General features: G+C 68.4%; 12 protein-coding genes. 10 read left to right on the forward strand and 2 right to left on the reverse strand.

The features are described 5' to 3' along the window. Window positions 1-63: 63 nt before the first annotated feature. Complete coding sequence (locus tag D7W82_RS08510; RefSeq protein WP_014396701.1) at window positions 64-228, forward strand: ribbon-helix-helix domain-containing protein; 165 nt, start codon at window positions 64-66, stop codon at window positions 226-228. Window positions 229-240: 12 nt separating this feature from the next. Here the strand turns inward: D7W82_RS08510 and D7W82_RS08515 are convergent, their stop codons facing one another. After that, window positions 241-1,101: a tRNA pseudouridine(38-40) synthase TruA gene (locus D7W82_RS08515; protein WP_120617858.1), complete on the reverse strand. Its 861-nt coding sequence runs from the start codon at window positions 1,099-1,101 to the stop codon at window positions 241-243. 43 nt (window positions 1,102-1,144) lie between these two features. On the opposite strand from D7W82_RS08515, the gene D7W82_RS08520 reads away from it, so the two are divergent. From D7W82_RS08520 to clpX, 3 genes are all read left to right on the forward strand, one after another. Continuing rightward, window positions 1,145-2,062: an AgmX/PglI C-terminal domain-containing protein gene (locus D7W82_RS08520; protein WP_120617859.1), complete on the forward strand. Its 918-nt coding sequence runs from the start codon at window positions 1,145-1,147 to the stop codon at window positions 2,060-2,062. Between the two features lie 27 nt (window positions 2,063-2,089). Continuing rightward, complete coding sequence (locus D7W82_RS08525) at window positions 2,090-2,743, forward strand: hypothetical protein (protein WP_169826248.1); 654 nt, start codon at window positions 2,090-2,092, stop codon at window positions 2,741-2,743. A 224-nt stretch (window positions 2,744-2,967) separates the two neighbouring features. Beyond that, complete coding sequence (gene clpX / locus D7W82_RS08530; RefSeq protein ID WP_014396705.1) at window positions 2,968-4,245, forward strand: ATP-dependent Clp protease ATP-binding subunit ClpX; 1,278 nt, start codon at window positions 2,968-2,970, stop codon at window positions 4,243-4,245. Between the two features lie 83 nt (window positions 4,246-4,328). On the opposite strand, the gene D7W82_RS08535 is transcribed toward clpX, so the two are convergent. Beyond that, window positions 4,329-5,849 carry an Hsp70 family protein gene (locus D7W82_RS08535; protein WP_120617860.1) on the reverse strand — a complete coding sequence of 507 codons (1,521 nt, stop codon included), beginning with the start codon at window positions 5,847-5,849 and terminating at the stop codon, window positions 4,329-4,331. 343 nt (window positions 5,850-6,192) lie between these two features. On the opposite strand from D7W82_RS08535, the gene D7W82_RS08540 reads away from it, so the two are divergent. The 6 genes from D7W82_RS08540 (at window position 6,193) to D7W82_RS08565 (ending at window position 14,781) form a co-directional block, all read left to right on the forward strand. Then, on the forward strand, window positions 6,193-8,448 hold the full coding sequence (locus D7W82_RS08540; protein WP_120617861.1) for a PrkA family serine protein kinase: 2,256 nt from the start codon (window positions 6,193-6,195) through the stop codon (window positions 8,446-8,448). A 149-nt stretch (window positions 8,449-8,597) separates the two neighbouring features. Next, on the forward strand, window positions 8,598-9,488 hold the full coding sequence (locus D7W82_RS08545; RefSeq protein WP_120617862.1) for a serine protease: 891 nt from the start codon (window positions 8,598-8,600) through the stop codon (window positions 9,486-9,488). Window positions 9,489-9,571: 83 nt separating this feature from the next. Then, the gene (locus D7W82_RS08550) at window positions 9,572-10,030 is read left to right on the forward strand and encodes a cytidine/deoxycytidylate deaminase family protein (RefSeq protein ID WP_120617863.1); all 459 of its coding nucleotides are present in this window, start codon (window positions 9,572-9,574) and stop codon (window positions 10,028-10,030) included. A gap of 256 nt (window positions 10,031-10,286) precedes the next feature. Further along, window positions 10,287-10,949: a histidine kinase dimerization/phospho-acceptor domain-containing protein gene (locus D7W82_RS08555; protein WP_199727710.1), complete on the forward strand. Its 663-nt coding sequence runs from the start codon at window positions 10,287-10,289 to the stop codon at window positions 10,947-10,949. Between the two features lie 72 nt (window positions 10,950-11,021). Continuing rightward, window positions 11,022-12,461, forward strand: coding sequence for an enhancer binding protein Nla6 (gene nla6, locus D7W82_RS08560; RefSeq protein ID WP_120617865.1), 1,440 nt, complete (start codon window positions 11,022-11,024; stop codon window positions 12,459-12,461). Window positions 12,462-12,798: 337 nt separating this feature from the next. Next, on the forward strand, window positions 12,799-14,781 hold the full coding sequence (locus D7W82_RS08565; RefSeq protein ID WP_120617866.1) for an ArsA family ATPase: 1,983 nt from the start codon (window positions 12,799-12,801) through the stop codon (window positions 14,779-14,781). Window positions 14,782-14,785: the final 4 nt, after the last annotated feature.

The following is a 14,785-nucleotide window of genomic DNA, read 5'->3' on the forward strand; positions in this document are numbered from 1 at the left end:
GTTGTTTTCTTGAGGTTGTCCGACATTGTGAGAGGGTGTGTGCATCTGTCGGAGGCCACGCACTTGGACATGAATCCCCGCCTCACCTCGGTCGTGTTTCGTCTCAACCGCGAGAAGCTGGACGCCCTGAAGGAGCTGTCGCGCACCACGCGCATCCGTCAGAGCGAGTACCTCCGGGAGGCCATCTCGGATCTGCTGGCGAAGTACGAAGCGCGCTTCGTGGACTGAAAGCGCCACACGTCAGCCCGGCGGCGCTCCCGTGAAGGGTGGCGCGTCGGGCAGACCGGGCGGGTGGAGGCGCTCGCCGGGCCCGAAAGGGTCCACCGCGGAAGGATAGCGGACCTCCCACAACACCAGCCCATGCGCCGGGGCCTTGAAGCCGGCCAGGGCCGCTCCCGAATCCAGCGCCGCGTGCCACTGCTCCTCGGACAGGAGCCCCGCGGCCACCTTCAGCGCGCTGCCCACCAGGTACCGCACCTGGTAGCGCGCGAAGCCGTCTCCCGTCAGCCGCGCCTCGAAGAGCCCTCCGCCCAGCTCCCGCAGGGTGGCGGACTGAAGCGTGCGCGGCTTCTGGGGACTGGAGCGCTCGTGGAACGCGGTGAAGTCCCGCGTGCCCACGGCGCGGGCGAGCAGCGCCTCCAGCTTCTGGGGCGTCACCCGGTGGCCCGCCTGGAGGGTTTCGTCCGCCGCTACGTCCAGCGCGTACGGCCTCCAGGCTTCCGGGGGCGGAGTGCCCAGCGTCAGGTGGTAGCGGTACTCCTTGCCGCTCGCGCTCCACTGGGCGTGGAACGCGCCCGGCGGCCGCTTCGCGATGCACAGCCCCACGTCCGGGGACAGGTGCGGCCCCAGCCGAGCGGGCAGCGACTCCAGGGGCACGTCCTCATTGAGGCGCAGGCTGATGACCTGCATCCGCGCGTGTACGCCCCGGTCGGTGCGCCCGGACGGCATCACCGTGGCCGGTGAGCCTGCCTGCTCCAGGGCGTCTTCGAGCGCGTCCTGGACCGTGGGACCTTCCACCTGGCGCTGGAAGCCGCGGAAGTTTCCACCGCGATACCAAGTCCACAGTACGGCGGGAATTCGTCTGGGGGAGGACCTGGGCACGGCGTTGCGGTGTCGACGGGAGAAACACGATACTCCCGCGCGAATGCTGGCCGCTCAAGAACTCGCGATGGACAGTGATGGGCAGTGGCTTTTCCGACAGGGCGACCTGGTGCTGGGGCCCATCACCGCGTCCCAGGTGGTGGAGAAGCTCTACACGGGGGAGCTGACCCCCGACAGCCCGGTGGCCCCGGCCGGTGAGCGGGAGTTCCGCAACCTCCGGGACACCGCCGCCTTCCAGGTGCACATCGCGCGCTTCGAGGCGCAGGGCCGCGTCGCCCAGACGATGCTCGTCGAGCAGGCCCGCAACCAGAAGCGGGTGAAGGTGCTGGCCGGCGTCGCCGCGGGCGTGGCGCTCCTGTTGGGCGTCACCGGCTGGTACCTGGCGCGCAACGCCGCCGTGTACGGCCTGTTCGGCGCGACGGAGGAGGGCGACGGCATCACCATGGACCCGCCCACCATCCGCCTGGCCCAGGCGCGCGTGGACGACGAGGACCTCTTCGCCTATCCGTCCAATGATCCGCGCCGCCCGGAGCGCCCCGCGGGGCAGGGCAGTGGTGGCGCCAAGACAGGCGGAAGTGGCGCGGTGGCCACCGCCGCCGTCGCGGGCAGCCGGCCGCCGCCCCGCACGGGCAGCGTCTCCACGGATCCGGACGGCCTGGAGATGGCCCAGCAGTTCGACCAGGGCGCCATCAACCGCGTCGTCGCGGGCAACCAGTCCAAGCTCTTCCGCTGCTTCAAGGAAGAGGCCGAGCGCACGCCCGGCCTGGCCGCGAAGATCCCCATGGAGTTCGTCATCGGGAACGACGGGCGCGTGAACAAGCTCTGGGTGGACAACCCCCAGTTCAAGCAGGGCCCGCTCTACGAGTGCCTGTTCTCGGAGCTGAAGAAGTGGCCGTTCAAGGCCTACGACGGCGAGCGCGCGACCGTGGGGCTTTCGTTCAACATCGGCAAGCGAGGGTAGGGCGACTTTCTTGCCCACCCCGCGGACGTGCCCGATACAACAGGCATGTCCGCCTCTGTCGCCGAAGTCGAAATCGCCAAGAAGGCCATGAGCGTCCCCCCGGGGACGTTCCGCCACACCGTCCTGCTCGCCGCCAAGCGCTTCAAGTCCACCTGGGCGGAGCTGGGCAAGCTGCTCGTCCAGGTCCGGGATGAAGCGAAGTACGAGGAGTGGGGCCACGCCTCCTTCGAGGCCTACTGCCTCAAGGAGCTGCACATCAAGAAGCAGACGGCGCTCAAGCTCACGCGCTCGTTCAGCTTCCTGGCCAAGCACGAGGCCCCGGAGGAGCTCCAGCAGCACGAGTTCCCGGAGAAGGCCCCCGCCTTCGAGGTCGTGGAAGTCCTGGCCGACGCCGAGGAGCGGGGCCAGCTGTCCCCCACGGAATACAAGTCGCTGCGCGACAGCATCTGGAGCCCGGAGAAGTCCCCCACGGAGCTCAAGAAGGAGTTCGCCGAGCGCTTCCCCCGGCCCCCGCCCGAGCCGCCCCCGGAGAGCCTCCAGGTGCGGAAACTGGCGCAGCTGGCGCGAAAGCTCGCCTCCGAGCTGGCGGGGAGCCGTCGAGTCCCCAACGCTGTCGCCGAGCGGGCGGCCTCCCTGGCGGACGATGTCGAAGAACTCGCGTCGAGCGTGACGGACGCCTGAGTCGCTGTTATCCAAGGTCGACCCGTTGACCTGGGCTGAACGCTCCCAGGAAAGGGCGCTTCCACCGGGCTTCCTGCCCGACGGGGAGGGCCCTATAGTGGGTTCAGGGCCTGTAGCATGTGGGCCTGGAGCCGTCGTAAAGACGTGGGCGGCTTCGCGGGTGTTGGAGTGCGGTGGTCGGCGGAGAAGGTCCCGAACCGGGACCGGCGAACTCGGAGGCGGCAGTGAAGAAGGAGCACCACGTCAACCTGTCCTGCTCGTTCTGCGGCAAGTCGCAGCGCGAGGTCCGGAAGCTCATCGCCGGACCCACGGTCTACATCTGCGACGAGTGCATCAAGCTGTGTAACGACATCATCGCGGACGAGAACGAACGCGAGGAAGGCAAGCCGCAGGTCAGCCTGCCCACGCCGCTGGAGATCAAGGCGTTCCTCGACGACTACGTCATCGGTCAGGACCAGGCGAAGAAGGTCCTCTCGGTCGCGGTGTACAACCACTACAAGCGCATCTATCAGAAGAAGCCGGCCGCCCGGCCGCGCCCCGGGGTGAAGGCCCCTGGCGGCGAGGACGTGGAGCTGCAGAAGAGCAACATCCTGCTCATCGGCCCCACGGGCTCTGGCAAGACGCTGCTCGCGCAGTCCCTGGCGCGCTTCCTCAATGTCCCCTTCACCATCGCGGACGCCACCAGCCTCACCGAGGCCGGCTACGTGGGTGAGGACGTCGAGAACATCATCCAGAACCTCCTCCACAACGCCGACTACGACGTGGAGAAGGCCGCGCGCGGCATCGTCTACATCGACGAGATCGACAAGATCGCGCGCAAGGGCGACATGCCCAGCGCCACCCGCGACGTGGGCGGCGAGGGCGTGCAGCAGGCCCTGCTGAAGATCATCGAAGGCACCCGCGCCAACGTCACCCCGCGCGGCGGCAAGAAGTACAACCAGCAGGAGTACGTCCAGGTCGACACGACGAACATCCTCTTCATCTGCGGCGGTGCCTTCCACGGCATCGACGGCGTGATCAAACGCCGCGTGGGTGAGAAGGGCCTGGGCTTCGGCGCGAAGATCACCCACAAGGAAGAGCGCAGCGTGGGTGAGCTGCTGGCGATGACGGAGCCGGAAGACCTGATGAAGTTCGGGATGATCCCGGAGTTCATCGGCCGTCTGCCGATGATCGCGACGCTCAACGACCTGAAGGAGGATGACCTCGTCACCATCCTCACGATCCCGAAGAACGCCCTGGTGAAGCAGTACCAGAAGATGTTCGAGATCGAGAAGGTGAAGCTCACCTTCACCAAGGAAGCGCTGCGCGCCATCGCTCGCGAGGCGATGCGCCGTCACTCCGGAGCGCGCGGCCTGCGCGCCATCATGGAGGACGCCATGCTGGAGATCATGTACGACGTGCCGTTCCGCGAGGGCGTCAAGGAGTGCAAGATCACCGAACAGGTGATCACCAAGCACGAGCCCCCGCAGATCGTCATGGAGAAGGAAAAGAAGACCGCCTGAGGTTTCCCTCGGCGGTCGTTGTGCCCACCCGGCGCCCCTCGCCTCTCAGCAGGCAGGGGCGCCGTGGTGTTTCCAGCGCCTCTTCAGCTCTGCGTGACGCGCACCGTGGTCTTCATCTCGCGGCCGGTGGCGGGGTCCTTCGCGCGCATGGTGAGGATGCCCTCCACGCTCACGTCGAAGATGATCTCCACGTTCACCGTGCCGGCCTTGGCGGGCATGATCCCGGAGAAGGTGAACTCGCCCAGCAGGTCGTTGCGCGCCACCGTGTCGTGGTCGCCCTGGTAGATGCGCATGGCGAGCTCGGTCTGGTTGTCGATGCTCGTCGTGGCCAGCAGCTGCTTGGCGTTGGGGATGGACGCGTTGCGCGGGAAGACGACGTGGAAGCCGCCGTCGCCGCGCTCCAGGCCAATGGCCATGGGAATCACGTCCAAGAGCTGGATGCGCAGGTTGGTGTTGTCCTCGAGCGAGTGCGCGTAGAGCGCCGCGCCAATGGCCACGGCCTCGTCCGGGTGCACGCCCTTGCTGGGCGGCTTGCCGAAGAACTTGGTGAGCCGGTCCTGCACGACGGGCATGCGCGTCTGGCCGCCCACCAGCATCACCTCGTCGATGTCCTTGGTGGACAGGCCCGAGTCCACCAGCACGCGCGCCACCATCTGCAGGGTGCGGTCCACCAGCTGGTTCGTCAGCTGCTCCAGCATCTTGCGCGTGAACTTCATCTCGATGTTCAGCGGCTGGCCCTGCGCCGTCATCGTGATGAAGGGGATGTTGAAGGGGACCTCCTCGCGCGCGGACAGGTCGATCTTCGTGCGCTCGGCCAGGTCCTTGATGCGCTGCATGGCCACCGGGTCCGTGGCCAGGTCGATGCCCGTCTTGGCCGCGAAGTCCTTGAGGACGTGGTGGATGATGGCGTTGTCGAAGTCGATGCCGCCCAGGAACACGTCGCCGCCGGTGGCCTTCACCTCGAAGACGCGGTCGCGGATCTCGATGATGGAGACGTCGAAGGTGCCGCCGCCCAGGTCGTAGATGACGACCTTCTCCTTCAACGTCTTGCCCACGCCGTAGGCGAGCGCCGCCGCGGTGGGCTCGTTGATGATGCGCACCACCTCCAGGTCGATCAGCTTGCCGGCGTCCTTCACCGACTGGCGCTGCCGGTCGTTGAAGTACGCGGGCACCGTCACCACCGCGCGCTTGATGGGCGTCTTCAGGTAGTTGGAGGCGACATCCCGGATCTTCCCCAGGATCTTCGCGCTGATCTCCTGGAGGGAGAACTCCTTCTTGCCGACGTCCAGGGTGACGTCGTTCTTGCTGCCCGCGCGCATGTTGTACGCGACGGCCTTCTTCATCGTGCCGACGACGTCACTGCTGAAGTTGACCCCGACCAGGCGCTTGGAGCCGTAGACGGTGTTGCGCGGGTTGAGCTGCCACTGGCGCTTCGCCTCGAAGCCGATGAGCTCGTTGCCCTTGTCGTCGATGGCGAAGATGGAGGGGATGGTGTACTCGCCGCCCTTGTAGGGGATGAGCTTGACGTTCCCGCTGTCCTCGACGATCGCCGCGCACGAGTTCGTCGTGCCGAGGTCGATGCCGATGATGGGCTCCTTGTGCATCGCGTGTGGGCTCCGGGTGAGGCGCTACGGCTGGATGGGGTGTGGCTTGCCGGGACCGTATCTCACCCGTCCCGGGTGCGCGAATCGCGAACCATCCGTCATCCGACGGACGCCCTCAAACTTCCAGCGCCCCTGAACCCGCCACCCCTGGGCCGCCCGCCTGGCCGGGTGGGACACGGGCGGCATCCAAGCGCGCGCCCCCGAACACACCGCCCGCGAGGGCAGGGCGGGTCGCTTTACATCCCAAGGGCCGGGAACGAAGGTCAGCCCCGGGGGTTCACATGCGACGGCGAAGCGCCGTGGCTACATCCGAGAGACCACCCATCCACAGAGGGGAGCCGCCGTGGAAGCGAAGGGCTATCTGCAGGAGGTGGGCGCACAGGTCAGCGCCGACTTCGTCAAGAACCGGTCCATCCTGTCCTTCGAGGAGTACCTGTCGCTCTTCTTCACGGACCCGAAGGGGCAGTCGCGAAACGCGGCGCAGTACCTGCGGGACGTGATGGACCACTACGGCACGGAGATGGTGCCGCACCCCACCGGCACCATCCGGCGCTTCAAGGTCTTCGACGTCCCGTCCGCCGAGCATGACGGCCGCGTCGCCGGGCAGGAGGAGGTGCAGAACGCCCTCTACCGCATCCTGGGCAACTTCGTGCGCGCGGGCCGCATCAACAAGCTCATCATGCTGCACGGCCCCAACGGCAGCGCGAAGTCCAGCCTGGTCAACGCGCTGAAGCAGGGCATGGAGGACTACTCCCGCCAGGCTCAAGGGGCCCTCTACCGCATCGCGTGGGTGTTCCCGTCCGAGAAGCTGATCAAGGGCTCCATCGGCTTCGGCGAGCGCGCGGGCGCGAAGTCCGCCGAAGACGACCTCACCACGTACGCCCACCTGGACGCGGAGTCCCTGGACCTGCGCATGCCCTGTGAGCTGCGGGACCATCCGCTGTTCGCGGTGCCTCCGGCGGAGCGCAAGGGCCTGCTGGAGGGCGCGCTCAAGAAGAAGGGCCTGGGCAACGGCGACGGGGCGGCGGGGGACTTCCTGCTGTCCGACTACGTGCGCGAAGGCGAGCTGTGCGCCAAGTGCCGCCGCATCTACACGGCATTGCTCAACGCCTACGGCGGGGACTACCTCAAGGTCCTGCGCCACGTGCAGGTGGAGCGCTTCTACGTGTCGCGCCGCTACCAGGTGGGCACGGTGACGGTGGAGCCGCAGATGAGCGTGGACGCCGCCGCGCAGCAAATCAGCGCGGACCGCACCCAGCTCAACCTGCCCGCCGCGCTGCACAGCACGGTGCTCTTCGAGCCGCACGGCCCGCTGGTGCACGCCAACCGCGGCCTCATCGAGTACGCGGACCTGCTCAAGCGCCCGCTGGAGGCCTTCAAGTACCTGCTGGGCTTCAGCGAGACGGGCGAGGTGCCCCTGGAGCCCTTCGTGCTCCAGCTGGACGAGGTGCTCATCGCGTCCTCCAACGAGAAGCACCTGAACGCCTTCAAGGAGCTGCCGGACTTCGCGTCGTTCAAGGGCCGCATCGAGCTGGTGCGCGTGCCGTACCTGCGCCGCTACAAGGTCGAGCAGGAGATCTACGACGCGCAGATCACCGCGACGTCCGTGGGCAAGCACGTGGCGCCGCACGCCACGGAGGTGGCCGCGATGTGGGCGGTGCTCACGCGCCTGAAGAAGCCCATCCCGGACCGCTACCCGGCCAACGTGAAGCCGCTGGTGGATCAGGTGGCCCCGGTGGAGAAGCTGCACCTGTACCAGGAGGCGGGAGTGCCCGCGCGGCTGTCCTCCGCGAACACCAAGGAGCTGCTCAAGCTGCGCGAGGAGATGTACGAGGAGTCCGACGCGTACCCCAACTACGAGGGGCGCTCCGGCGCGAGCGCGCGGGAAATCAAGACGGCCCTCTTCAACGCCGCGCAGAACCCCGACTACAAGTGCCTCCACGGGCTGGCGGTGCTGGAGGAGCTGCACGCGCTCTGCAAGGACAAGAGCGTCTACGAGTTCCTCCTCCAGGAGGTGATGGACGGCTACCACGACCACGAGACCTTCGTGCGCGTGGTGGAGGGCGAGTACCTGGACCGCGTGGACTCAGAGGTGCGCGACTCCATGGGCCTGGTGTCCGAAGGCCAGTACCGCGAGCTGGTGGAGCGCTACATCCAGAGCGTCAGCCACTGGGTGCGCGGGGAGAAGATGCGCAACCGCGTGACCGGTGAGATGGAGAAGCCGGACGAGGCGCGCATGGCGGAGGTGGAGGCCATCGTGATGCCGCTGGGCGAGGCCCCTCCGGACTTCCGCCGCGGGCTGATTGCCAGCATTGGCGCGCACCGGCTGGACAACCCGGACGGCGCCATGGACTACCCGCGCATCTTCCCGGACATGTTCAAGCGCCTGCGCGACCACTACTTCGAGGAGCGCAAGCGCGTGCTGCGCAAGAACAAGGAGAACGTCCTCAAGTACCTCTCCGAGGACCGCAACCAGCTCTCCGCGCGCGAGCAGTCCCAGGTGCAGGACACGCTCAAGACGATGGCGGAGCGCTACGGCTACTGCGAGTTCTGCGCGAAGGACGCCATCCTGTTCCTGATGCGTCAGCGCTACACCTGACGGGTGGAGGAGGGCAGGCATCCTGGAAGCCGATGCCTGCTCGTCTGCTTCCCAATCCGGGCCGAGGCTCGGGATGATGGGACCTCACACCGGGTTTGCGCGTGTGTCGTCGTCTTTCGTCCCTCCTCATCCTTGCGCCTGGAGAGTTGATGAACCGGTTGCTGTTGGGCACCCCCCTCCTGTGGGCCCTCGTGTCGTGCGCCAGTGCCCCGTCGCAGTCCACCGCCGACGCGCCGGTCGCGACGCACACGCAGGCTCCGCTCCGGGTGGAGCGGGCGCTGTCCCGGCCCGAGCCCGCGCCGCAGCCCACGCGCAAGGCGATGGTGCGGCGCATCCTCCCGCTCAACGTGCGGCTGGTGACGACGGAGGACGGCAAGGTGCGCCGCTCGGCGTCGGGCGTCGTCATTGGCGCGGAGGCCGGTGAGGCCGGGCCCGTCAGCTACGTGCTCACCAACGCGCACGCGGTGGAGCAGGGCGACCTGAAGGACCCCGTGCTCAAGGTCATGTTGGACCGGCGCGCGGAGACGCACGAGCACCTGGCGGAGGTGGTGGCCACGGGCCAGGTGCCGGACCTGGACCTGGCGCTCTTGCGCGTGACGGGCGTGACGTGGCCCGTGGCGGAGCTGGCCGCGGACGACGAGCCGGAGCCCGGCGAGGACGTGGTGGTGGCGGCGTCCCCGTACGGCCGCGCGCTGTCCATCTCCGGCGGCATGGTGTCCCAGGTGGAGTGGGACAAGGAGACGAAGCACCCGCGCATGCTGAAGACGGACGCGCCCATCGGCTACGGGGCCTCCGGCGGCGGCATCTTCAGCCTGGAGACGGGGCGGCTGCTGGCCATCGTGGAGGGCTACCGCACCGCGAAGGTGGACTTCGAGGTCGCCTCCCAGAACTTCAGCTTCGACGTGCCCATGCCCGGCGAGACGTTCGCCGCGCCCAGCGCCAAGGTGCGCGGCTTCCTCCAGGCGAAGGGCTTCGGCCGGCTCCTGGAGCGCTCCTCGGACGCGGAGGGTGCGGGGCCCCAGAAGACGGCGAGTCGCTGAGCCAACAGCCCCGGACCGAGAAATTGGTGCGGGCAGGATCCAGCGTTAGAGCTGCGGGTTCTTTCGCTGGAGGGTTCACGCGCATGTCCGCTCGGGGCAATTGGGATCAGTACTTCATGGACATCGCCCTGCAGGTGGCCACGCGCGCCACCTGCGACCGCAAGCACGTGGGCGCGGTGCTGGTGCGGGACAAGACCATCCTGTCCACCGGCTACAACGGCGCCATCCGCGGCCTGCCCCACTGCGATGAGGTGGGCCACATGATGGAGAACGGCCACTGCGTGGCCACCGTCCACGCGGAGGCCAACGCCATCATCCAGGCCGCGAAGAACGGCGTCGGAATCGACGGGGCGACCATCTACACGACCGCCAGCCCCTGCTGGCCTTGCTTCAAGCTGATCGCCAACAGCGGCTGCACCCGCATCGTCTTTGGCGAGTTCTACCGGGACCCGCGCATCTTCGAGTACGCGGCCCGGCTGGGCCTCCAGCTCGTGGGCCTGGGCGCCGCCGCGCAGCCGCCGTCACCGGCAACCGGGACCTGAGGGCGGACGCGCTGTCCGGGGGTGGACAACCCCTGGACACGCTGATCGCCCGGGATGGGGTTCCCGTTCGTTGAATGACACTTGTGAGCGCTCCTAAGTGGCTGTTCCGACACGGGAATTTTAGAACTCCGGCAAGAATTACCGACCCAGGGTTGACGATCCCAGGGGTGCTCCCTAAATCCTGGCCTCGGTAGGGCGGCGGCGGGGGTGGGGCGACGGAAATTCCTAGGAGTTCCAGGTGGTTAACTCATCTCTCATGGCCAGCAGTGTGCCTTCTGTCCAGGAAGTGTCGGACCCGGTGGTGGGCGCGGCCCGCTACGACGCGGTTCCGCCCTTGATGGACAGCCTGCTCCACGACGTGCGCAACCCGCTCAACGCGCTGGCCATCCACCTCGAGGTTCTCTCCGAGAAGCTCAAGGGCGAGTCCGGCCAGGTGCCGGCCACGCAGGAGAAGAACCTCAAGGCGATGCGCGAGCAGATCGCCCGCGTGGACGGCCTGCTCAAGCTCTTCTCGGACTTCATCGTGTTTCGCGGGGCGGGCCCCTCCGGGGACGCGCCGCTGTCGGACGCCACCGGCAAGGCCCTGGACGTGCTGGGCCATGAGAGCCGCCGGCGCCGCCTCCAGGTCCAGCGCCTCATCGAGCCGGACGTGCAGGCCCGCCTGGAGGACACCACCGAGCTGGGGTTCTTCCTGGTGCAGGTGCTGATGCGCGCCTTCCAGCGCGCGGAGTCCGGCGCCACCGTCGTCGTGTCGGTCCGCGCGGAAGGGCCGAGCGCGGTGCTGGAGGTGTCGGACGGCTCCTCGGCGCCCGAGCGGGCGACGGACACCGTGGCCGCGCTGACGCTCCGCTCGGCCCAGCTGGGCATCGAATTCGTCGTGGAGGCGGGGACGTGCCGCCTCGTGTTCCCGCGCGCCTGAGGTTCCCCCCTTCGGGCGCGGTCGGTCTTCCATCCGGTTTCATCACGCTTCATCGCAGTGGAGGTTTTCACCTTGGGCAGCGCACGAATCCTGGCCGTGGATGACGAACGTGAGACCTGCGAGGCCCTGGCGGAGATGCTGTCCGCCTGGGGTCACAAGGTCGAGACCGCGTTCGACGGGCATGACGCCCTCCGCAAGGCCGGTGAGTTCCGGCCCGACGTCGTCCTGTCGGACCTCGCCATGCCGGAGACGGATGGCCTGTGGCTCTTGCGCAACCTGCGCGACGAGCTGCCGGACTGCCCGGTGGTGTTCCTCACCGGCCGCGGCACCATCGACACCGCGGTGGAGTCCATCCGCGAGGGCGCCTACGACTTCATCGTGAAGCCGCTGGACACCGCGCGGCTCAAGGTCTGCATCGACCGCGCGCTGGAGAAGAAGGAGACGATGCGCGAGGTGCAGACGCTCCGGCGCCGCCTCAAGCAGCTGGGCTCCACGGACCTCATCGCCGGCTCCACCGGGATGCGCAAGGTCATCGAGATGATCGAGAAGGTGGCCCCCTCCAAGGCCAGCGTCTCCATCAGCGGCGAGTCCGGCACGGGCAAGGAAGTGGTGGCCCGCACGGTGCACAACCTGTCCCTGCGCCGCGACAAGCCCTTCATCGCCATCAACTGCGCGTCCATCCCCGCGACGCTGATTGAGTCCGAGCTCTTCGGCCACGAGCGCGGCGCCTTCACCGGCGCGGATCAGCGCCGCCCGGGCGTGTTCGAGATGGCCCACGGCGGCACGCTCTTCCTGGACGAGCTGGGTGAAATCCCCATCGACCTGCAGGCCAAGCTGCTGCGCGTGCTGGAGGAGGGCCGCCTGCGCCGGCTGGGTGGCAAGGTGGAGATCGAAGTGGACGTGCGCGTGCTGTCCGCCACGAACCGCGACCTGAAGCAGGAGATCAAGAACCAGCGCTTCCGCGAGGACCTCTACTTCCGCCTCAACGTGTTCCAGCTGCACCTGCCGCCCCTGCGCGAGCGCCGGGACGACGTGCCCATCCTGGTCCAGCACTTCGTGGACAAGTTCCGCGGGGACTCGGCCAAGCGCGTGTCCGGCGTGCACCCGGAAGCGATGGAGGTGCTCAAGAACTACGACTGGCCGGGCAACATCCGCGAGCTGCGCAACGCCGTGGAGCGCGCCGTCATCCTCTGCGACGGGGAGCTGATCACCCGCGAGCACCTGCCGCCCGACATGGCCGGCAAGAGCCCGGAGCGCCACACGTTCAAGCTGCCGTTCGGCCTGAGCCTGGACGCCGTGGAGCGCGAGTACATCCTGGGCAGCCTCCAGCGGAACGGGAACAACAAGGCCCGCACGGCGGAGGTGCTGGGGGTGAGCGAGAAGACGCTCTACAACAAGCTCAACCGCTACGCGGCGGAGAACCGGGCCCAGGGCACCCCGGGTGGTGGCAGCCCCCTGGGGGGACAGGGCAACGACGGCCCCATGAGCGCCAGCAGCTTCCTGACCCGCTGATCCGCACGCCGTCCCCCGGCCCGGCGCCCCGCGGCCGCTCGCCGCTGACCTGACGGGTAGGCAAGAAGGCCCGGATTCCGGGCCCTTGGCAGGGCTCCTGGAGAGCGCGCACGGGGCCGCCCCAAGCCGGTTTAAAGGGGCGGGGGAGGTCTCGAAAACCCCTGTCAATTCTTGACTTTTCCCCCCTGGACGGGGGATCCTCCGAGCCTCTCCCACCCGTTGGTGAGGGCCCGGCCGGGACGTTTCATTTCGGGCCACGTCCGCCCCCCATGGTGCGGTCGTCCGACGTGAGTCATCTGGGGTGCCGCCGGGGGGGCACAAGGAAGGCCACAACGCAATGAGCGACGCGCGAGTTCTTCACTTCTTCGGCGGCAAGGGCGGGGTCGGCAAGACCACGCTTGCGGCAGCGTACGCGGTGAGGCTCTCCGAAGAAGCGCCCAAGCACCGGGTGCTGGTCGTCTCGTTGGATCCGGTCCAGTCCCTGTCGGACCTCGTGAAGAAGAAGCTGCCGGCGAAGCCCACCAGGCTCCAGGCGGGCAAGGGCGAGGGCGGCCTCTTCGGCGCGGAGCTGAACCCGCCCGCGCTGCTCAAGCCGTTCCTGGCGGAGTACCTGCCGGCGCTGGCGAAGGCGGCGGTGAAGGGCACGCACCTGTCGGACGAGGAGCTGGGCAAGCTCTACCAGCAGGCGGTGCCCGGGCTGGAGGAGCTGGTGGCCCTCTTCCACGTGGTGGAGCTGCTGGAGTCCGGCGACTACGACCGCATCGTGGTGGACACGGCGCCCACCAGCCACACGCTGCGCCTGTTCGACATGCCGGCGCAGCTGCGCAAGTTCCTGGGCTTCGTGAAGGCCGGCCAGGACCGCGCCGCCCCGGCCCCCAGCGGCAAGGGCAAGAAGGCGGCCGCTGCCGCCGCGGCGGCGGAGGGCTCTGGCGGCTTCCTGGATCAGGTGGGCCAGAAGGCGGAGAAGCTGCTCGCGCTGCTGAAGGATCCGGCGCGCACGGCGTTCCACCTGGTGGCGCTGGCGGAGCCGGTGCCCGAAGCGCAGACGCGCATGTACTTCACCCAGCTGCGCGAGCGCGGGCTGCCGGTGACGGAGGTGGTGGTCAACCAGGTGGAGGACCACGAGGGCTGTCAGGCGTGCCAGGGCCGCCGCGGCCTGCAGGCGCCGCACGTGCGCAAGTACCAGGCGCTGGACAAGACCGTGCCCGTGAACCTGCTGGGCCGCCGCGAAGTGGCGCCCCGGGGGCTGGACGGGCTGAAGGAGTTCGCCAAGGAGTGGGCGGCGGGCAAGGAAACCAAGGCGCTGGAGTTCAGCGCGGCCGAAGGGCCTCCGGCGCTGGTGCGCGCCCCGTCCATGCCGCCCATCGCGGCGCCTCCGCTGCCGCCCACGCGGCTCATCTTCTTCGTGGGGCAGGGCGGGGTGGGCAAGTCCTCCTGCGCGGCCGCCGCGGCGGTGACGCTGACGGAGAAGGAGGGGCCGGTGCTCCTCATCTCCACGGACCCCGCGCACTCGCTGTCGGACGTGCTGCAGAGCCGGCTCACCGACACCGAAACCCAGGTGAAGGGCACCAAGGGCCTGTACGCGCGCGAGCTGGACATGGCGGGTTGGTTCAACGCCCTGCGCAAGCGGCTGAAGGAGAAGGCGGAGAAGGCCTTCGAGGGCGCGCCCAAGGCGGGCAACGACGTGCCGGCGGACCTGCTCTACCTGCGCAACCTGCTGGAGTGCGCGCCTCCGGGCATCGACGAGCTGGCGGCCATGTCCGTGCTGACGGACGCGCTGGTGCAGGAGCGCTTCAAGCGCATCGTGGTGGACTCGTCGCCGCAGGTGACGAACGTGCGCGTGGTGGAGCTGGCGGACACGGCGAAGACGTGGCTGGGCGCGCTGCACGGCATCCTCAACAAGCACCGGGCCAAGGGCCTGGGCGAGCTGGCGGATGACCTGGCGGCGATGCTCAAGCACGTGAAGCGCTTCGAGGACGCGCTGGCGTCCCCCAGCGAGTCGCGCTTCGTGGTCGTCACGCGCGGCGAGGACCTGGCGTCGTCCCGCACGGAGCGGCTGGTGGAGTACCTCAAGGAGAAGAAGCTCCAGGTGGAGCGGGTGCTCGTCAACCGCGTGGGCCCCAAGTCCACCTGCGAGAAGTGCGAGAACCGCCGCAAGCTGGAGCTGAACGCGGCCAAGGCCATGGAGAAGAAGATTGGCCTGCCCGTGACGATGGCGCCCGCGCTGGGCCGCCACCCCGCGGGGCTGCGCGAGCTGAAGGCGTTCCGCACCGCCTGGTACGCGCTGTCCGCGCCGCCGGCGAAGATCAAGGCGGCCTGAGTTT

Origin of the sequence: Corallococcus sp. CA049B, assembly GCF_003611685.1 — a bacterium.
Lineage (GTDB): Bacteria > Myxococcota > Myxococcia > Myxococcales > Myxococcaceae > Corallococcus > Corallococcus coralloides.